Genomic DNA, 19847 nt, shown 5'->3' with positions numbered 1-19847 from the left:
GATGCTTCGCAAACTAGCGAAACATCTTTTTTTCTGTTTTTAAACCCAAATGACAAAAGCGATAAATATAATAAACGAAAAAATCGTAGTTGTTAATGCCAAGTAATGCCTTTTTTCATGTCGCCCAAAATAATATTCGATTGCTGTATTAATCAACAATAATATAAAAATAAGCGTAAAATCAGCAGCAATATATATAATCCAACCTTTTAGATTAAATGTAGCAAACGCAATAAAGTTTATGAACTTAAAAATAAAAACCGTGCGTCGATGGTTGTCACTTACATACTTCGGCTCTTTTGGGATGTTAAATTTCCAACGAACCGCCCTATCAGCTACCCAACCTACTAGTATAATACCGCCGATCCATATAAGAAATGCTATAAAGTTAAAGTCAATATCCTGAAAATCAAAGTCTGCAAATGCTGTAGCCTCCTCATCATTGACTTTATAAAACTGATTGGTCTTTACATCGAGAAAGGCGATTTGTTCATTATTTTTTAACATTTTTAGCTTAACAGCTTGCCCATTACTAAATTCTATCCAAAAATCTCGAACCACATAATAATCATCCGATTTCTGTGCTACAACTGCCTTCTGAAGTATGCTTTCTAGAAGCTTCGTGTCAGCCCCTTTTAAGTACTCTTGTTGCCCTATAATCCAACCTATTCTGCCAGCATTAAATGAATCTTCATCCCAATTTTGTACAATGGACAATCGTTGTATTTCTTCATTTTGCGCTAGTTCAACAATTGAAGCATGCTGAACATACTCTGTTCGTTGCCACGGTCCAACAGCGATTAAAAAAAGCAACGTCACTATTGCGCCTACTATAATTGTAGGGTACTGCCAACCGCCATATTGTTTGTGCCGATAATGTTGCTCCGCACGATGTACAATACGCTCCTGTAATGCTTTCGTAAAACGTGGTGCTTCTCCTATTTCCTCATTCAGCTTCTTTTTAAAAGATGTCATCTCCTAGCACCTCCCAATCGCTTCGTTCGAGTTTGTCTTGTAGCATTTGCCTTGCTCTACGTAACCTTGTTTTCACTGTATTTTCAGTACAACCAAGCACATCTGCTATTTCACGTACTTTTAATTCCTGATAATAATAAAGAATTAACACTTCCCTATAAGAAATGGTTAACTCAAATAAAGCTGCTTTCAACGTCACTCGTTCATCGGCTTTGATGAGATCTATTTCTGGAGTCCTTTTACTTACACCAAAATGAAGCTTGCCAAATAATTGATGGCGTTTATTTTTCCAGCTTCTTAAATAATCATGACTTTTATGTACTGTAATTTTTACTAAATAGGTTTTAAGCGAAGCTCTTTGTTCAAAGCGATCCTGTTGCAAGTAATAGGCGAGAAATACATCTTGCACAATTTCTTCAGCAATAGACCAGTCTCGCACATATAAATAAGCTACACGTAGGCAATATTCGCCGTGCTCTTCCATAATGGCTGTTAAATGCTCACTCACGAGAGCCCCCCCTTTTCCATTCATCCTATAGTCGTAAAATCTTTTAAGATAGTTTCACGAAAACGAAAAAAGTGCCCATATTTCGGACACTTTTTCTTAACTATACTTTGGCAAATGTTGAAATCTCAACACAAGTCCCTTAAATTTTAAAATGATTAATAGCATCAAACATTTTTTTAGAGCTGTTTTCTAATTCTTCAACAACAGACTCTAAATCATGGACAATTGCCATTTGTTGGTCTGAAGCTTGTGCTACACTTTCCGCACGATTGGCATTCATAACTATTACATTATTCATTTGCTCAGCAGATGCTAATACTTCCTCTGAGCTTGCTGACATTTGCTCGATAATAGCCGAGTTTTCCTGTATTTCTTGGTTCACACTTTGCACACCTTGTAAGATCATTACTAATGCTTGGCCTATTTTACCTACTTCTTCGCTTCCATCTTTAACACTAGTAGCACTAGTCTGCATCTCTTCCAATGCTTTAGTTGTTGTAATACTAAAACTTTGCAATTGATTTTGAATATTTTCAGCCGAAACACGAGACATTTCAGCTAATTTTCTTACTTCGTCAGCGACTACGGCAAACCCTTTTCCTGCCTCGCCTGCACGGGCTGCTTCAATCGCTGCATTTAATGCTAGTAAATTGGTTTGATCTGCGATACTTGTAATAACAGCTACCATTTCTTCAATAGAACGGAATTGTTTACCCATTTCCGTAACATGATCAGATGTAGCTAGTACCGATTTTTCAACTTGATGAATTTTAAATACAACATTTTCAGAATCTGCTACACCTGTTTGGACACGATCCGTAATATCGTTCGATGACTCCGCCACATTCGATGTAGCGTCTGCCATACGTTGAATTCCTGATACCATTTCCTCCATCGCACGAACAACTTCTTCATTGTTAGCACGTTGCTGTTCGCTACCACTTGCAATCGTCACAATACTACTCGCCACTTCACTGTTTGAACTACTCACCGTGCCCGTCGAAGTATGAATATTATCAATCGCCTGTTGTAAATTAACAGCTGTCCCATGAATCAAATGGAATGTTTCTTTTAATTTGTACATGGATTGTGTAAATGCGTTAGCAAAAGCAGAAATTTCATTGTTTCCTGCTACTTTAATCTCATCTAAGCCTTTTTCAGCACTGCGAATATCACCATCAGCGAATTGCTCTGCTACATCTTTTAAAACAACAAGAGGCTGTAATAAGCGATTTGTATAAAAGCGAATAATACCAATTAAAATTACTCCACCAATTAATAAAATAATAACAATATAAGGAATCGTATGTTTTAACACATCGCTTTGAACAGCCTGTACATCATTTGCCATCATGTCTACACCGACAAAGGCAACTGTATTTCCTGAACTATCTTTTAATGGTGTAATTGCTGACATTAAAGAACCGTATGTTTCACTTTTTTGTATTGCTGAATAATAGCCATTCTTATCAATAGCCTTTTGACCATCTTTATATGTAAGAACCTCAGATGGATCCCCCATAGCACCAGCCATTTCTTCATCTAACGGTAAACCGTCGACTAAAAATTTCAAATTTTCTCCCTCTGTTGGGGGATATAAAACATAAGCATATAAAAGACCATTATGTATACGTAATGTATTTAACTCTTCCCGCAAATCTTTATATAACGTTGACTTTGCATCATCTGAGTCAATTAATTTTTTATACGCCTCCACATCTACAAGTGAGGCGATTGTTTGTGCTTTCGTTACGCCATCACGACCTATTGCTCCTTCCACGGAATTATTCGTATTCATATATAAAATACCTATCACTAGTCCTACAATTAGGACTACCACAATACTAGCGAACAATAATACCTTATCGCTCAATCTCTGTGACTTTTTCATAAATATTCTCCTTTTCGCATCGTTTTCATTACTATATACATAGAGAATTTTAACCTTTATTAACGCCAAAAGATACATATTTTGCTATAAAAATCTAAAATAACATCTTTTTTACCTAAGTCTTGTCAAATCATGTCGCTTACTTTTCTAATTTACGATTGGCATTTTGGCGAAAAAAAAACCGTGAAGTACGCTATTGAAAAGCGTATTTCACGGTTCTTCCTATTTTTATTTAACAACGATATTAACAAGTTTACCTGGAATTACAATAATTTTTACCAAGTCTTTACCCGCCATATATTCTTGTACTTTTTCATCAGCTAATGCTACTTTTTCGATTTCTTCTTTTGAAGCATCTTTTGCAACGATGATTTTTGCACGTACTTTACCAGCCACTTGAACAGCAACTTCTACTTCATCGTCTACTAGTTTAGACGCATCGTATGCTGGCCATTGCTCGTAAGACAATGTTTCTTCATGACCTAACAGCTGCCATAGCTCCTCTGCGACATGTGGTGCAATTGGTGCTAGCATTTTCACAAACCCTTCAGCGTAAGCCGTTGGAATAAATTCTGCTTTGTAGCAATCATTAATGAATACCATCATTTGTGAAATGGCTGTATTGAAACGAATACCTTCGTAGTCTTCTGTCACTTTTTTCACTGTTTGGTGATATGACTTTTCTAGGAATTTATCGTCTGAAGTTTGAACCTTCGCTGATAATGTACCATCTTCCTCACTGACGAATAAACGCCAAATACGGTCTAGGAAACGACGAGCACCATCTAAGCCATTAGTAGACCATGCAACTGATGCTTCTAATGGACCCATGAACATTTCATAAAGGCGTAGTGTATCTGCACCGTGAGACTCAATAATCTCATCTGGGTTTACGACATTGCCTTTTGATTTAGACATTTTTTCATTACCTTCACCAAGAATCATGCCTTGGTTAAATAATTTTTGGAATGGCTCTTTCGTGTGAACAACACCTAGATCATATAATACTTTGTGCCAGAAGCGTGCGTATAGTAAGTGCAATACTGCATGCTCTGCTCCTCCGATATAAATATCGACTGGTAACCAACGTTTTAGTAACTCTGGATCAGCAATCGCTTCCGTATTGTTCGGATCAATATAACGTAAGAAGTACCAGCTTGAACCTGCCCATTGAGGCATTGTGTTTGTTTCACGGCGACCCTTCATACCTGTTTCAGGATCTACAACATTTACCCAATCTGTAATATTAGCTAATGGAGATTCTCCTGTTCCTGATGGACGAATATTATCTGTTTTCGGAAGCATTAAAGGTAATTCTGCTTCTGGAACTGGAGTCGTTGTGCCATCTTCCCAATGAATCATTGGAATTGGCTCTCCCCAATAACGTTGACGAGAGAATAACCAGTCACGAAGACGATAAGATACTTTTTTCTCACCTACACCTTTTTCTTCTAACCATTCAATCGCTTTAGCAATACCATCTGCTTTATTTAAGCCGTCAAGGAAGTCAGAGTTAATGTGCTGACCGTCACCTGTAAATGCTTCTTTGTCGATGTCTCCACCTTCAAGCACAGCTACGATGTCTAAGCCGAACTCTTTGGCAAATTCATAATCACGTTCGTCGTGAGCAGGAACCGCCATAATAGCACCAGTGCCATACGTAGCTAACACATAATCAGCAATCCAAATCGGCACTTTTTTACCGTTAATAGGATTCACTGCATAAGCGCCAGTAAATACACCTGTTTTTTCTTTAGCTAAATCAGTACGCTCTAAATCCGATTTCATTTTTACCTTTTCAAGATACGCTTCTACAGCAGCTTGTTGTTCAGCTGTTGTAATTTCAGCTACTAGTTTATGCTCAGGTGCAAGTACTGTATAAGTAGCACCGAATAACGTATCAGGGCGTGTAGTAAATACCGTAAAGTTTTTATCTGTTCCTTCAATGCCAAATGTTACTTCAGCACCTTCAGAGCGTCCAATCCAGTTACGTTGCATATCTTTAATCGATTCTGGCCAATCAACTTCTTCTAAATCATCAATTAGACGATCCGCATATGCAGTAATTTTCAGCATCCATTGTTTCATTGGGCGACGTTCTACCGGATGTCCTCCGCGCTCAGATTTTCCATCAATGACTTCTTCATTGGCAAGCACTGTACCTAATGCTGGGCACCAGTTTACAGCCACTTCATCTACATACGCTAAGCCTTTTTTATATAATTGAATGAAAATCCATTGTGTCCATTTGTAGTATTCAGGATCTGTTGTGTTAATTTCACGATCCCAATCATAGCTAAATCCTAGCTCTTGAATTTGACGCTTAAATGTTGCAATATTTTTTGCCGTAAATTCTGCTGGGTCATTCCCTGTATCTAATGCATATTGCTCTGCAGGTAAACCGAATGCATCCCATCCCATTGGATGTAAAACATTAAAGCCCTGCATACGTTTGAAACGTGAAAGGATATCTGTTGCTGTATACCCTTCAGGATGCCCTACGTGAAGTCCCGCTCCTGATGGATATGGGAACATATCAAGTGCATAAAATTTCGGTTTATCCGTTTCATTTTCTGTTTTGAATGTTTTGTTGACATCCCAATATTGCTGCCACTTTTTTTCAACTTGTTGATGATTAAAGCTCATAATATTTCCTCCTTATATATGTTCAATACCACTTATCGTAAGAATTGACAAAATATTTAAAAAATAAAAAAACTCGCCCCTTCCTTTGTCAGAAGGGACGAGAGCATTCTTATCTCCCGCGGTACCACCCAAATTAGTGATTACACTCGGCTCAAGCTTCCTTAACGCGGAAATGACGGCACACATAACACTTATGTACGCAGACTCAGCAGGCGAGTTCAATTTGCATCCCTACTAGCTTCCACCAACCGCTAGCTCTCTAAAAAGAACCACAAATTTACTATTCCTCATCAATGTCTTTACATGTATTGCATTTATTCTAATGGAAAGTCCTAAAAAGCACAAGCCTCTTTTTATCGGTGCCAGGCACGCACACAATTCACACACAATTAGCGAAAAAAATTATTTCCCATGATTTTTGGATAGATTCGTGATATTTCACCCTTTTTCCTTGATAAAAATAAAATTATTAGTTGCTTCTGATACTTTCCTATATTTGACGTTATTTTCATTCATTTTTATGCTATAGAAAACGAAAAAGGAGGAAGTATCGTGTGCCAAGAAAAAAACGACTTTGGTCTCCACATCATTATCATCACGTAGTAATGCGTGGCAACAATCGTCAACCTATTTTTTTGAATGTTGCTGATTACGATGCTTTTTTTCGTGTACTGCAATATGCTTATCAAAAATACACTTTTAGCATTGTTGCTTATTGCATTATGTCTAACCACTATCATCTTCTAATTCGGTCACCTGAAGTTCCACTAGGGAAATTGATGGCGGTCATCAATTGGCGCTACAGTAATTACTTTAAAAAGAAATATCAATATTGCGGTCATCTGTATGAGAGTCGCTATTTTGCAGATCTTGTCCCCTCACAACTAGATATGCTAAGTGTTAGTCGCTATATCCATCGCAATCCTATATCAACAGCTCCACCTATTGTTGCGAACATGGAAGATTATCCATATAGCTCCTATCATCTTTATAAGCATAATACATCACCAGATTACCCATTTCTTAATACGAGTATTCTCAAAAATTGTTTACTTCAAACATCACAGTTTCATCCTCCATCCTATTGTCAATATTGCGAAGTACCGCAAAGCGGGTAATTGCTAATGCAGTACAAACTGAAAAAGGCTCCACACGATAATTCATCATGTGGAGCTTTTATTTAACCCAGCTTCAATTGTCAGAATCTTTTCTGTGCCTGTCACTCGAGGGTCACCTGAGGAAAAGTCCACGCATTCGTGGAAGGCAAAATGTTTGCAGCCGATGCATTTGTTCATATCTAAATCCTTTAATGCCCTGTTAATAGCATCTCCTGTATGTTCATAGAAATTATCTTCTCCAATTTGATCGTATAAACCATTACGAAGCAGTGCCCCTTTTAAATCTTTAGAGACACCCGTTACTAAAACAATGCCACCTTGTGTTGTGAAGTTTTGCACGATATTGCTAAAATAAGACTCTCCCGTAGAATCCATAAAAGGCACTTTACTCATACGCAAAATTAAAACTCTTGGATGGTCGTTCATTGAACGTTGTAATGTCTGCTCAAAGGTTTGTGCTGCACCAAAAAATAGCGGCCCCTCAATTGAATAAATACTAATTTGCGGGCAGTCATGCTTTTGATTGACAACATGCGGCTGTACCTTGCCATTATTTTTTGTATGGTCTGGTAAAACCTTATCTACAACCAACTTCTCACTCATTCGTTTAACAAATAATACAATTGCCAAACCAAGCCCTACTTCTACAGCTATCGTTAAGCTAGCGAAAACCGTAAGTAAAAACGTAATCATTAAAACAAGTGAATCTCCTGATTTCGCTTTCACAATATGGGCGAAATGCTTTCGTTCACTCATATTCCACGCTACGACCATCAACACCGGTGCCATACTAGCTAACGGAATATGAGAAGCAAAGGGCGCTAACAACAATAACGTGACTAATACAAAAACACCATGAATAATACCTGACATTGGGGATGCCGCACCCGTTTTTATATTTGTTGCAGTACGCGCGATTGCCCCTGTAGCAGGAATCCCTCCAAATAAAGGTGTTACGATATTCGCTATGCCTTGCCCTACAAGCTCACGATTACTATTATGCTTACTATTTGTCATTCCGTCAGCAACCACCGCTGATAAAAGAGATTCAATTCCTCCCAACATAGCAATGACAAATGCAGGCCCAATTAATAATTGCATTCGTTCAAAGGTAATTTCAGGTATTGAAAACGCCGGTAAAGTATTTGGAATTTGGCCGTAAGCTGTAGCAATTGTTGCAACTTGTCCTGAAAAAAAGAAGCTAGCAACAAGTGTAGAAACAACAATACCTACCAATGCGCCAGGTACTTTTGGAAAAACTTTAGGTGTCACTAATATTATTACAAGACAAATGATTGCTATAAAAATACTATAATAATTTGTTGTACCAATATGCACAAAGAGCTCTTTCATATTAGCGATAAAATATTCATGCCGTGTAATATTTGTCAGACCTAAAAAATTGGCTATTTGCCCCGTAAAAATAATGACCGCAATACCCGCAGTAAACCCTATTGTTACAGGACGCGGAATAAATTTTATTAGGGAGCCCAGCTTGAAAATGCCCATTAAGCATAGCAAGACTCCCGCCATTAACCCCGCAATCAATAGATTTTCATAGCCGTATGATAAGACAATTCCTAATAGAATGGGCACAAAAGCACCAGTAGGACCGCCAATTTGATATTTTGAACCACCAAAAAGTGAAATTAGTATGCCTGCAATACACGCTGTATAAATGCCGTATTCTGGTTTTACACCTGATGCAATTGCAAAAGACATCGCTAAAGGAATTGCAACAATACCAACAATAATCCCAGACAATAAATCCTTTTTGAAAAGATTTACAGAATAACCTTCAAACCGCCCCGTAAACAGTGACTTCATATAGTAATCTTCCCTTCGAAATAATAAATTCTTTGAATCCAGACTGTTCTTCTATTCAATACTAGGCTGTTTTCTAAGGGGGAAATGAAAATATGACCTTACATCATCTCTTCATCATTTTCACTGACGGTCATTTCTTCTAATCTTGAAATTGTATGAATTAAATGGTTGTTAAAAATGTCTTTGGCAACACGCAGCAACTCAACAATCATCGGATCACTCAAAGAATAGTAAACTTTTTTTCCTTCCTTCGTGCCATAAACAATATTTTTCGCCCGTAATACACTTAGCTGCTGCGAAACTGCTGAGCCCTCTTTTTCAAGGCAACTTTGAATCTCATTAACACTTTTCTTACCATCTACCAATAATTCAAGAATTCTAATTCGTAACGGGTGTGCTAAAGCTTTAAAAAAATCGGCTTTAAACTGTTGTAAGCCCTCTTCCACGTTAATCCCCCCATTATTATGTCTACATATTCAAATATTTGAATATGTATGATTGTATCGTTTTGCGAGGTCAATTTCAATCCAAAAAATAAAAAAAGCGAATGATTTGCATTCGCTTTAATATAAATCGTCTTTAATTTTCAGAATTGTTTCCGTGCCTGTCACTCATCAGCAACGGTCGGTCATACATAAGGCATGGGAAAATACCCATTAATACAACGACTACTAAAATAGAAACGAGTGCAATCATTCCAAACTGATCTACCATTATGCCGCCGAACAATGGACCTATCATACGGCCTGCTGTTGCCGCACTATTGATAATCCCTTGGTAGAAACCCTCTCGGCCTTTTGGTGCAAGCTGATTCGCGATTGTAGGTAATGCTGGTGTATAAAACATTTCTCCAAATGTTAGTACGACCATTGCAGCTGCAAACATTTTAAAATCTTCAGCAAATGCTATAATTCCAAATGAAGCTGCTATAAGCGTAATACCAAATACTAATTGTCGCTTTATTTGATGCTCCCAGCGTCTCACAAGTGGAGCGATTAACGGCTGCCCAATCACTATGAGAAGTCCATTAATAGTCCAAAGTAAACTATATTGCTTTAACCCTAAACCTAAATCTTGTGTATACGAAGAAATCGTCGCACTCCATTGTGAATAAGCAAGCCAGCATAATACTGAAGACGTGCTTAAAATTAATAGCGCATAAAATGGTGCTTTATTTGTAATGCGTTTACTCTCACTTACTACATTTTTCAGCGCTATACTTTCTGAATCTATTCCTTTAAATGTAATCAATGCTATGAGGAAAAATAGAATATACATTGCTAAATTGACCACAAAGACATAATCAAATTGATAATCTGCAACAATGCCAGCTAATGCAGGACCAACAGCAACACCAACATTTTGTGCTAAATAAATCGCATTAAACGCTTTACGTCCGCCCTCAGGCCAAGCAGCTCCAGCTAGCGCAAACATTCCTGGAAATACAATGCCTCCACTAAATCCAAGGACAGTTAAGAACCACACATAATGAGGCCAACCATGCCAAATCGTTAAGCCGACTAACGAGGCAACTGTTAAAAGAATACCTAGCATAATAGACTTGTAGCCACCAATTCTATCAAATAAAAATCCACCTAAAAGATTCCCTAACACACCTGCAGCCGAATTCAACATTAAAATAAAGCCAGCCATGGCAAGTGTCTTTCCTAGGTAGTCATGCATATAAATGGCATTTAAAGGCCATAAAAAAGAGTTGCCCGTCGTGTTCACAAGCATACCGATAATTAAAAACCAAACACTTTTTGGCATATTCTTGACCTCCGTTATTTCGTATCTCTAAATAGCTAGTTTATGCTGAAAAATAAAAAAGTACAAGGAAAATAAATTTACCTTTTCTTCATAAAATATTCCTTTTTTAAATAGACTTTTTTCCTCACTGTGCTCTTGCTATAACAGACATGCATTCCTCCATCTGGACAATAAATCACATTTCTTATTTAAATGAATAAACTTGTATCTCAACCATTCCTACATATTAAAATTCTTATCCATGACGGAACCTTACGCACATGATAAAATATAACGTTAGAGGAGTGAAATACATGACAGAAATAAACTTTCCTTTTCCTACAGAGGGGAAAAGATACTATACATGGAATCGATATTTACGTGATCAGTTTGGTCACAAAGTATTTAAAGTAGCGCTCGATGCAGGTTTTGATTGCCCGAACCGTGATGGTACTGTTGCATTTGGGGGTTGTACATTTTGCAGTGCTGCGGGGTCAGGAGACTTTGCGGGTAATAAAGTAGACCCAATTGATGTGCAGTTCGCAGAAATTCGTGACAAAATGCATCAAAAATGGAAAGATGGCAAGTATATGGCTTACTTCCAAGCGTATACAAATACACATGCACCGCTTCCTGTCTTAAAGGAGAAATTTGAGGCAGCATTAGCGCAAGAAGGCGTAGTAGGACTTTCCATTGCGACACGTCCAGACTGCCTTCCAGATGATGTTGTAGAATATTTAGCAGAACTAAACGAACGCACTTATTTATGGATTGAACTCGGACTTCAAACAGTTCATGAAAAAACAGCAAACCTCATTAATCGTGCACATGACTATGCAACATATGTAGAAGGTGTTGAAAAACTTCGTAAGCACGGAATTCGCGTATGTTCACATATTATAAATGGGCTTCCACTAGAAGACTATGACATGATGATGGAAACTGCACGCGCAGTTGCAAAGCTCGATGTCCAAGGCATTAAAATCCATTTACTTCACCTATTAAAAGGGACACCAATGGTAAAACAATATGAAAAAGGCATGCTAGAATTTTTAGACCAAGATGTTTACACAAAACTAGTAGCCGATCAGTTAGAAATTTTGCCACCACATATGGTAATTCATCGTATAACAGGTGACGGGCCAATTGATTTAATGATTGGACCGATGTGGAGTGTCAATAAGTGGGAAGTACTGAATGGGATTGATGCGGAGTTAGAACGCCGTGGCAGTTGGCAAGGTAAGTTTTATAATGCTGAGGTCACAAAATGAAGCTTCAACGAGTCTTACAATATGCACAGCAATTATTAGTAGACACGATACAAGAAGGCGATACAGTTGTAGATGCCACAGCTGGAAACGGCCATGATACATTATTTTTAGCACAGCTTGTTGGCGATAACGGACAAGTTTATGCATTTGATGTGCAAAAAAGCGCTGTTGACGCTACTTTACATCGTCTGCTAGACAACGCGTTAGAGCACCGTGCCCTAGTGTTACATACTGGGCACGAAAATATAAACCAACATGTGCAAAAGCCAGTTACTGCTGCAATTTTTAATCTTGGCTATTTACCTGGTAGTGACCATGATATCGTGACAAAACCGAATACAACTATTCAAGCGATTAAAGATTTACTACAACTCCTAAAAATTGGAGGCTTAATTGTACTTGTCATCTACCATGGCCATCCAGGTGGTAAGGAAGAACGTGACGCTGTTATTGAATTTGTCAGTCATTTACCACAAAAATATGTACATGTGTTAAAATACGAATTTCTAAACCAACAAAACGATCCACCATTTGTCATTGCCCTAGAAAAAATGAAAGACTTACCTACCAATTAACCCTTTTTACAAAAGCCCGAACTTGAAATTTCGGGCTTTTTCCTTTCTCAGAGGCACAAAGAATTATGATGGAATACTTTTTAATATAGAAAATACTGTTTCTATATAATTTTAGCTAGATGTCTTCTATGATAGGACTCTAATTATTCATCAAAATCTTAGACAAAAGACATGAAACAGTTAACGCTTGATACTTTTGTCATTTTTTTATCTTTTTGATTTTTACAAAAAAAATGAAATTCCCCACTAACTTACAATTGGTGCCAGGCACTCAAACAATTATACGAGTTGATTGGAGTGGAGGGCGACGACGCCTGCTCATAACGCACAAAACGTAAGAAGCAACAGACCGTGCGATAGAGTGGGTTATGGCTTACACTGTGCCCACAAGAAAGCGTCCGCCCGTTGCAGCAATAAAAATAAAAAAGCCCTCTCATAATGAGAGGACCCTTTTTACACATTATTTATTTTTTCGTTTATCATTGTATTCAATCCAAAAATCTGCACCTTTAATTCCTAGTTTACGAGGATCAAAAACAGGGTCTTTGCCCTCTTTTTTCTGTTTCTCGTAATCTTTTAATGCTAGAATCGCAGGTTTCATAATAATTAAGATAGCAATTACATTTATCCATACCATTAAACCTAAACCAACATCTCCCATTGCCCACGCAAGGTCAGATGTACGAATCGTTCCGTAAAATGTGGCAATCAAAAAGGCAATCTTAGCTATCCAAATGAAAATCTTTTCGGTTTGCCCAGTGAATAAGTAGGCTACATTCGTTTCAGCTATATAGTAGTACGCCATGATTGTCGTAAATGCAAAGAAGAATAAAGCAATTGCTACAAACTCTGATCCAATGCCTGGCAATGAAGATTCCACTGCATATTGTGTATACGCAGCACCTTCTTTAATACTTTTCGCAAACGTGATTTGTTCGTCTCCTGTAAGACCGTTTTGATTGAATTCTCCTACGTAAATAAACGAATCTGCACCTTCAACAGCCTTTTCATTTTGAACATTATACATACCTGTAAATAAAATCATAAATGCAGTAGCCGAACAAACTAATAATGTATCAATGTACACAGATGCTGCTTGTACAATACCTTGTTTCGCAGGATGTGAAACTTCTGCAGCTGCAGCTGGATGTGCTCCAGTTCCTTGACCAGCTTCGTTTGAATAAATACCACGCTTAACACCCCAAGCGATTGCTGAACCAATAATACCCCCAAATACTTCTTGAGCACCAAAAGCACTTGAGAAAATTAAAGAAAATACAGCAGGTACTTGTGAAATATTCATAAAAATGATAACAATTGCCATTAGAATATATGCTAAAGCCATGAACGGTACAACGACCTGTGCTACATTTGCAATCGATTTAACCCCACCGAAAATAATTGCACCTAATAATACGACAATTATTATTCCTGTAATCCAAGATTCCATACCGAAAGCGTTTTCAACAGCAACCGAAATTGCATTCGATTGAACGCCAGGCATTAATATTAACATTGCGATTAACGCCGCAATCGCAAAAATGACTGCAAACCATTTTTGCCCCATTCCTTTTTCAATGTAAAAGGCCGGACCACCACGGTATTCTGTATCTTTCTCTTCTTTATATATTTGTGCTAATGTCGACTCAACATAGGCCGTCGCCGCACCGATGAAGGCAATTGCCCACATCCAAAAAATTGCACCAGGACCCCCCATTGCGATTGCAGTTGCCGTACCAGCAATATTACCTGTACCAACACGCCCTGATAATGCAATCGACATTGCCTGGAAAGAAGAAATTCCTTTTTCCGATTTCTCTCCTTTAAACATTAAGACGAACATATCCTTAATGAGTCTTACTTGAAGGAACCGTGTAATGATTGAAAAGAATAAACCAATCAATAAAATACCATAAATAAACCACGGCCCCCATAAAATACTGTTCAGAAAACTTACAATACCTTCCATTTTATCCCTCCCAAAATATGAATATTCTTACTTTAAGACATTATAGTATTACATTTTTCTGAAAATTACAACATTATTTTCAAGTTACTATACATCTTATTCAACAATATTTTTCGGAGGGGAAACATTCTATCGAATTATATATCCAATTCGACGCAAGGCATTATTAACAAAATCTCGGATATAGACAAAAATCTCTTCACGCTCTATTTCATGGAATAAATTATGGTAGCATTTTGCCCATTCTTTAAATTGGAATTCAGCAAACTCCTGCTGATGTAGCCAATTGCGTGTTTGTCTAGTTTCCGTGATACTATCTCTTTCCCCAGTCATAATAAGCATAGGCGTGTTCGGAAACTCTGCTTTTGGCATGACCGCTAAATTGCGCATCATTTGCTGTAATTCACGATACCACTTTACTGAGATAACGGACTTAAAAGGAAACTCGTCCTTCATTTCATCTCTACCTTCGACACTACGCGTTAATTTGTCAAAAGAGATATCGTGTGTCATTTTAACGCTTGCCGTTAAAGCACTTAAGCTCGTTAATGCATTTGATAACTTACCAGGCTGTAATTTCAAATGCAGCCAAGGTGATGTCAAAATAATTCCTGCACACTCATATTTTCTCTTATGCATTGTATGAAGGATTAACGTTGCTCCTAGTCCGTGCCCCATTAAAAACACTGGCAAATCATATGAAAAAGCATTTTCAATTAAATGCCTTGTATATTTGTTGTACTCTTTAAAGTCCTCATCATGGACACGTGAGAGTTTCGCATTTGCCCCATGATTCGGTAAATCCCCCATGACTACGTGGAAGCCTTCCATTCTGAGTTTTTCAATAAGCCATGCGTACCAACGGTGATTTTCATAAGCACCGTGAACAATAGCAATCACAGCCTTCGCTTGTCCATCAGCTTCCCATTTCCACATTCACATAGTCCTCCTAAATAAATAGTTACACAATGATTATAACGAAATATTCTCGTCTTTATAAAATTATATTTGCATAAAATTGCGCATTTGATACGATAATACTACATCAAAGAAAGAAAAGAGGCGTTTAGCATGATTTATCCGTTTAAAGACAAAACACCTACTATTGATCCATCAGTTTTTATAGCTGACTATGCAACCGTTACTGGTGACGTAACGATTGGTGCCGAGACAACTATATGGTTTAATACAGTTATTCGAGGTGATGTATCACCAACAATAATTGGTAAACGAGTAAGTATCCAAGATCTTTGCTGTCTACATCAAAGTCCAAAATATCCATTAATAATCGAAGATGAAGTAACAGTTGGACACCAAGTAACTTTACATAGCTGTACAATTCGAAAAAATGCATTAATAGGTATGGGATCAATCGTGTTGGATGGGGCAGAGATAGGAGAAGGTGCATTTATTGGTGCGGGTAGTCTTGTACCTCCAGGTAAAGTCATTCCTCCTAATTGCTTAGCATTAGGTCGTCCAGCAAAAGTTGTACGTGAATTAAATGCTGAAGATAAAGAAGACATGGAACGTATCGTTAGAGAATACGCCGAAAAAGGTCAATATTACAAATCTCTTCAAAAATAATGGATGCCCTAAAAATACGCGGGCTGCGATATAGGTGTAAGTGCTCTAGTAATAAACAAAGTTATATAGGATAAAAAATAAATTCGCGATTTCCTTCCAAGGTAAACGGAAAGACGCGAATTTTTTTGCAATCAATTACGCCTAGGCATCATTTCATCCAAATTTTTACAGCACGCTCTAAAAGCGCCTTAGAAAATCTATGACATCCGTCTGGGCCTTTAACTTGCTTCAGCATTCAAATCCAACCTTTAGAAGTGGGGTGTGAATGCTGAAGCAAGTTAGAAAGGGGCCATTACGTAGCCCCTTCAATAAAACATTTGCATATGTTTACCACATATTCGAATGCTCTTTACAAAATAGCTTATAGACTTGCTTTTTCTCTTAATGCATCTGCCTTGTCCGTATTTTCCCAAGGCACATTTAAATCTGTACGGCCAAAGTGACCATAAGCAGCCGTTTGTTTGTAAATTGGGCGACGTAGATCTAGCATTTTAATGATGCCTGCTGGACGTAAATCAAATAGTTCGCGAACCCATTGTACGATTTCGCTTTCGCTTACTTTTCCTGTACCAAATGTATCTACTGCGATTGATACTGGTTGTGCTACACCAATGGCATAAGCAAGTTGGACTTCAGCACGTTCTGCTAAACCTGCAGCAACAATATTTTTTGCCACATAACGAGCAGCATATGCAGCTGAACGGTCTACTTTTGTAGCGTCCTTACCAGAGAATGCACCACCACCATGACGTGCATAGCCACCGTATGTATCAACGATGATTTTACGCCCAGTAAGTCCAGCATCTCCTTTAGGTCCACCAATAACAAAACGACCTGTTGGGTTGATGAAATATTTCGTTTGAGCATCTAATAACTCACTAGGTACTACTGGTGCTATTACTAACTCTTTTAAGTCTGATTGAATTTGTTCAAGTGATGCTTCTTCATCATGCTGTGTTGAAATAACAATAGTATCGACACGAACTGGGATGTTGTGTTCATCATACTCAATTGTCACCTGTGTTTTACCGTCTGGACGTAAATATGCTAGTTCACCTGATTTACGTACTTCTGTTAAACGACGAGCTAATTTATGCGCTAAACTAATAGGTAAAGGCATTAACTCAGGTGTTTCGTTACAAGCGTAACCGAACATTAAACCTTGGTCACCTGCGCCAATAGCTTCAATATCTGCATCAGTCATAGAACCTTCGCGCGCTTCTAATGCTTGGTCTACACCTTGGGCAATATCTGGTGATTGTTCACCAATTGCAACTAGTACTGCTAAGTTTTCAGCATCAAAGCCATATTTACCACGTGTATAGCCGATTTCTGCTACTGTATCACGCACGATACCTTTAATATCTACATAAGTAGAAGTAGTGATTTCCCCTGCTACTAATACTAATCCTGTTGTTACAGTTGTTTCACACGCTACACGTGCATTTGGATCTTCTTTTAAAATGGCATCTAAAATGGCATCCGAAATTTGGTCACAAATTTTGTCGGGATGTCCTTCTGTTACACTCTCTGATGTAAACAATCGACGGTTTGTCATTTGATTTTCCTCCTATTACTCTTACAAATAGCATTTGCGAAATTAATACGGTACTCATTACCCATGTCAAGTTCGCTCCTGAAGGATAGAACTTTCAAGCCGTTGTTGCTTTTAACATGAGGATTTCGAAAGATCCGTCATTATAATAAGGAAAGAATTGTATATACTTACCTTTACATTCATTATGAAAATAAAAAAAATCCTTTTCTCACGTACTTTACATGAGGAAAGGAATAATGACTTCGTAACCTTTCACTCTTATCGTTCAAGGGTTTTCCCCTTGCATCAGGTTGGCACCAGCGCATGTCGTGAAATAGTTCATGCAGGTTGCCGGGTTTCACAGGGCCTGACCCTCCACCAGCTCGGGATAAGAGTATCCGTTCAATTCCTCATCTTACGTAAAAGGTCGAACGTTGTCAATTATTTTATGACTTTTTGTTGAAAGTTATTTAAAACACGAAAATAATTTTTGAATTAGTATAGATTATTAAAGCAATTGTGTTATACTATTTTTGAAATTAAGAAAAACTCCCTCAAACTCAAGGGAATACTATAAAAAAGGATGGTATTTAATCGATGAATTCAGTAGAAATTGCAAACGAACTGAAGGAATTATTAAACGGCGGGAACATTAACGTTCAACTTTCAGTACCACAATTAGCGGAAAAAGCTACATCTCGTGGTGAGGCTATGTTAACAGTAGATGGCGCAGTTCGTGCAGAAACTGGCAAATACACTGGTCGTTCACCTAAAGATAAATATACGGTAGAAGAAGAAAGCACAAAAGATAAAATTGACTGGGGTAAAGTAAACCAACCAATTTCTTCGGAAGTGTTCGATAACTTATATGTAAAAGTAGTTAAATACTTAAAAGAACGTGACGAATTATTCGTATTCAACGGTTTTGCTGGTGCTGACAAAGATTCACAATTAAGCATCCAAGTAATCAATGAATATGCTTGGCATAATCTTTTCGCCCATCAATTATTTATCCGTCCAACACAAGAAGAATTAGCTTCTCATGTTGCTGACTTCACAGTTATCTCAGCTCCTAACTTTAAAGCAGATCCAGCTATCGATGGTACATCTTCTGAAACATTCATTATTGTATCACTTGAAAAGAAAATCATCCTAATCGGTGGTACTGAATATGCTGGTGAAATGAAAAAATCTATTTTCGGTATTATGAACTACCTATTACCACAACAAGGCATCCTATCAATGCACTGTTCAGCAAACGTAGGTGAAGCTGGCGATGTGGCATTATTCTTCGGTTTATCTGGTACTGGTAAAACAACTTTATCAGCTGACCCTGACCGCAAATTAATCGGTGACGATGAGCACGGCTGGTCTGACAACGGCGTATTCAACATTGAAGGTGGTTGCTATGCAAAAACAATTAACCTTTCTGCTGAAAAAGAACCTGAAATCTATAACGCAATCCGCTTCGGTTCTGTACTAGAAAACGTAGCTGTAGATCCTGAAACTCGTGTTTGTGATTACGATGATGTTTCATTAACAGAAAATACACGTGTTGCTTACCCTATCCAATATATTGAAAATATTGTTGATCCATCTGTTGCAGGTCATCCAAAAACAATCGTTTTCTTAACTGCTGATGCATTTGGTGTATTACCTCCAATCAGTAAATTAACAAAAGAACAAGCAATGTATCACTTCCTAAGTGGTTTCACATCTAAACTTGCAGGTACTGAACGTGGTGTAACAGAGCCAGAACCAGTATTCTCTACATGCTTCGGTTCTCCTTTCCTTCCACTTCCAGCAACTGTTTATGCTGAAATGTTAGGTCAAAAAATCGATGAGCATGGCGCACAAGTATTCTTAGTAAACACTGGCTGGACTGGTGGCGAATACGGTACAGGTAGCCGTATGAAGCTTTCTTACACTCGTACAATGGTACGTGCTGCAATCGATGGTAAACTAAACAACGTTGAAACGACTCAAGATGCTGTATTTGGCTTACACATTCCTACAGCAGTTGAAGGCGTACCTTCAGAAGTGCTTAACCCACGCGATGCATGGGCAGACAAAGCTGCTTATGATGTAAAAGCTGCTGAACTTGCTGGTCTATTCAATGACAACTTCAAGAAATTCTCAAATGTTTCTGAAGCAATCACTAAACTTGGTGGTCCATTAAAATAATAATGCGGCTAAG

The 19847-nt window shown here is 37.9% G+C and carries 15 protein-coding genes, 1 riboswitch and 1 other annotated feature; of the genes, 5 read left to right on the top strand and 10 right to left on the bottom strand.

Annotated features, from left to right (window positions below; all coding sequences use genetic code 11):
• Positions 1-39: 39 nt before the first annotated feature.
• The 4 genes from ACIQXW_RS14790 to leuS all read right to left on the bottom strand — a co-directional run bounded on the left by ACIQXW_RS14790 (position 40) and on the right by leuS (position 6020).
• Entirely contained in the window at positions 40-975 is a 936-nt protein-coding gene (locus ACIQXW_RS14790) for a hypothetical protein (RefSeq protein WP_402763288.1), read from the bottom strand.
• Complete coding sequence (locus ACIQXW_RS14785) at positions 962-1483, bottom strand: sigma-70 family RNA polymerase sigma factor (protein ID WP_402763285.1); 522 nt, start codon at positions 1481-1483, stop codon at positions 962-964. The genes ACIQXW_RS14790 and ACIQXW_RS14785 overlap by 14 nt, the downstream gene beginning before the upstream one ends.
• A 139-nt stretch (positions 1484-1622) precedes the next feature.
• Entirely contained in the window at positions 1623-3374 is a 1752-nt protein-coding gene (locus ACIQXW_RS24215; protein WP_483869807.1) for a methyl-accepting chemotaxis protein, read from the bottom strand.
• Positions 3375-3602: 228 nt separating this feature from the next.
• Positions 3603-6020 carry a leucine--tRNA ligase gene (gene leuS / locus ACIQXW_RS14770; protein WP_402763282.1) on the bottom strand — a complete coding sequence of 806 codons (2418 nt, stop codon included), beginning with the start codon at positions 6018-6020 and terminating at the stop codon, positions 3603-3605.
• A gap of 90 nt (positions 6021-6110) precedes the next feature.
• Positions 6111-6323: a binding site (T-box leader), on the bottom strand.
• 251 nt (positions 6324-6574) lie between these two features.
• Between leuS and ACIQXW_RS14765 the strand changes: the two genes are divergently transcribed.
• Positions 6575-7138 carry a transposase gene (locus tag ACIQXW_RS14765; protein WP_402763279.1) on the top strand — a complete coding sequence of 188 codons (564 nt, stop codon included), beginning with the start codon at positions 6575-6577 and terminating at the stop codon, positions 7136-7138.
• Between the two features lie 45 nt (positions 7139-7183).
• Here ACIQXW_RS14765 and ACIQXW_RS14760 read toward each other — a convergent pair whose 3' ends face one another.
• The 3 genes from ACIQXW_RS14760 to ACIQXW_RS14750 all read right to left on the bottom strand — a co-directional run bounded on the left by ACIQXW_RS14760 (position 7184) and on the right by ACIQXW_RS14750 (position 10735).
• Complete coding sequence (locus ACIQXW_RS14760) at positions 7184-8965, bottom strand: SulP family inorganic anion transporter (RefSeq protein ID WP_402763276.1); 1782 nt, start codon at positions 8963-8965, stop codon at positions 7184-7186.
• 98 nt (positions 8966-9063) lie between these two features.
• Positions 9064-9411 carry an ArsR/SmtB family transcription factor gene (locus ACIQXW_RS14755; protein WP_340822926.1) on the bottom strand — a complete coding sequence of 116 codons (348 nt, stop codon included), beginning with the start codon at positions 9409-9411 and terminating at the stop codon, positions 9064-9066.
• Between the two features lie 133 nt (positions 9412-9544).
• On the bottom strand, positions 9545-10735 hold the full coding sequence (locus ACIQXW_RS14750; RefSeq protein WP_340822925.1) for an MDR family MFS transporter: 1191 nt from the start codon (positions 10733-10735) through the stop codon (positions 9545-9547).
• A 293-nt stretch (positions 10736-11028) separates the two neighbouring features.
• Between ACIQXW_RS14750 and mnmL the strand changes: the two genes are divergently transcribed.
• The gene (gene mnmL, locus ACIQXW_RS14745; RefSeq protein WP_340822924.1) at positions 11029-11985 is read left to right on the top strand and encodes a tRNA modification radical SAM protein MnmL/YtqA; all 957 of its coding nucleotides are present in this window, start codon (positions 11029-11031) and stop codon (positions 11983-11985) included.
• Positions 11982-12560, top strand: coding sequence for a tRNA 5-(aminomethyl)-2-thiouridylate-methyltransferase MnmM (gene mnmM / locus ACIQXW_RS14740; protein ID WP_402763271.1), 579 nt, complete (start codon positions 11982-11984; stop codon positions 12558-12560). Before mnmL ends, mnmM begins: the two co-directional genes overlap by 4 nt.
• A gap of 460 nt (positions 12561-13020) precedes the next feature.
• Here mnmM and ACIQXW_RS14735 read toward each other — a convergent pair whose 3' ends face one another.
• Together ACIQXW_RS14735 and ACIQXW_RS14730 are read right to left on the bottom strand one after the other, a co-directional pair.
• On the bottom strand, positions 13021-14529 hold the full coding sequence (locus ACIQXW_RS14735; RefSeq protein ID WP_401020826.1) for an alanine/glycine:cation symporter family protein: 1509 nt from the start codon (positions 14527-14529) through the stop codon (positions 13021-13023).
• Positions 14530-14658: 129 nt separating this feature from the next.
• Positions 14659-15465 carry an alpha/beta hydrolase gene (locus ACIQXW_RS14730; RefSeq protein WP_340822920.1) on the bottom strand — a complete coding sequence of 269 codons (807 nt, stop codon included), beginning with the start codon at positions 15463-15465 and terminating at the stop codon, positions 14659-14661.
• 135 nt (positions 15466-15600) lie between these two features.
• Here ACIQXW_RS14730 and ACIQXW_RS14725 point away from each other — a divergent pair, with 135 nt between their 5' ends.
• Positions 15601-16113 (top strand): gamma carbonic anhydrase, encoded by a 513-nt coding sequence (locus ACIQXW_RS14725; protein ID WP_024363704.1) that lies wholly within the window; start codon positions 15601-15603, stop codon positions 16111-16113.
• 361 nt (positions 16114-16474) lie between these two features.
• On the opposite strand, the gene metK is transcribed toward ACIQXW_RS14725, so the two are convergent.
• The gene (gene metK, locus ACIQXW_RS14720) at positions 16475-17671 is read right to left on the bottom strand and encodes a methionine adenosyltransferase (protein ID WP_340822917.1); all 1197 of its coding nucleotides are present in this window, start codon (positions 17669-17671) and stop codon (positions 16475-16477) included.
• 255 nt (positions 17672-17926) lie between these two features.
• Positions 17927-18045: riboswitch (SAM riboswitch) on the bottom strand.
• Between the two features lie 202 nt (positions 18046-18247).
• Here metK and pckA point away from each other — a divergent pair.
• Entirely contained in the window at positions 18248-19834 is a 1587-nt protein-coding gene (gene pckA / locus ACIQXW_RS14715) for a phosphoenolpyruvate carboxykinase (ATP) (protein ID WP_401009134.1), read from the top strand.
• The last annotated feature ends 13 nt before the right edge of the window (positions 19835-19847 follow it).

Source organism: Lysinibacillus sp. NPDC097162 (assembly GCF_044762185.1).
In the GTDB taxonomy this organism is placed as follows: domain Bacteria; phylum Bacillota; class Bacilli; order Bacillales_A; family Planococcaceae; genus Lysinibacillus.
The sequence above is the reverse complement of the archived record's forward strand: the minus strand, read 5'-3'. Positions and strand labels throughout refer to the sequence as shown.

Bases quoted from the DNA above. Each gene is read 5' to 3' on its own strand.
- ACIQXW_RS14790 (WP_402763288.1), bottom strand. From the start codon at position 975: ATGACATCTTTTAAAAAGAAGCTGAATGAGGAAATAGGAGAAGCACCA.
- ACIQXW_RS24215 (WP_483869807.1), bottom strand. From the start codon at position 3,374: ATGAAAAAGTCACAGAGATTGAGCGATAAGGTATTATTGTTCGCTAGT.
- leuS (WP_402763282.1), bottom strand. From the start codon at position 6,020: ATGAGCTTTAATCATCAACAAGTTGAAAAAAAGTGGCAGCAATATTGG.
- ACIQXW_RS14760 (WP_402763276.1), bottom strand. From the start codon at position 8,965: ATGAAGTCACTGTTTACGGGGCGGTTTGAAGGTTATTCTGTAAATCTT.
- ACIQXW_RS14750 (WP_340822925.1), bottom strand. From the start codon at position 10,735: ATGCCAAAAAGTGTTTGGTTTTTAATTATCGGTATGCTTGTGAACACG.
- mnmL (WP_340822924.1), top strand. From the start codon at position 11,029: ATGACAGAAATAAACTTTCCTTTTCCTACAGAGGGGAAAAGATACTAT.
- mnmM (WP_402763271.1), top strand. From the start codon at position 11,982: ATGAAGCTTCAACGAGTCTTACAATATGCACAGCAATTATTAGTAGAC.
- ACIQXW_RS14735 (WP_401020826.1), bottom strand. From the start codon at position 14,529: ATGGAAGGTATTGTAAGTTTTCTGAACAGTATTTTATGGGGGCCGTGG.
- ACIQXW_RS14730 (WP_340822920.1), bottom strand. From the start codon at position 15,465: ATGTGGAAATGGGAAGCTGATGGACAAGCGAAGGCTGTGATTGCTATT.
- ACIQXW_RS14725 (WP_024363704.1), top strand. From the start codon at position 15,601: ATGATTTATCCGTTTAAAGACAAAACACCTACTATTGATCCATCAGTT.
- metK (WP_340822917.1), bottom strand. From the start codon at position 17,671: ATGACAAACCGTCGATTGTTTACATCAGAGAGTGTAACAGAAGGACAT.
- pckA (WP_401009134.1), top strand. From the start codon at position 18,248: ATGAATTCAGTAGAAATTGCAAACGAACTGAAGGAATTATTAAACGGC.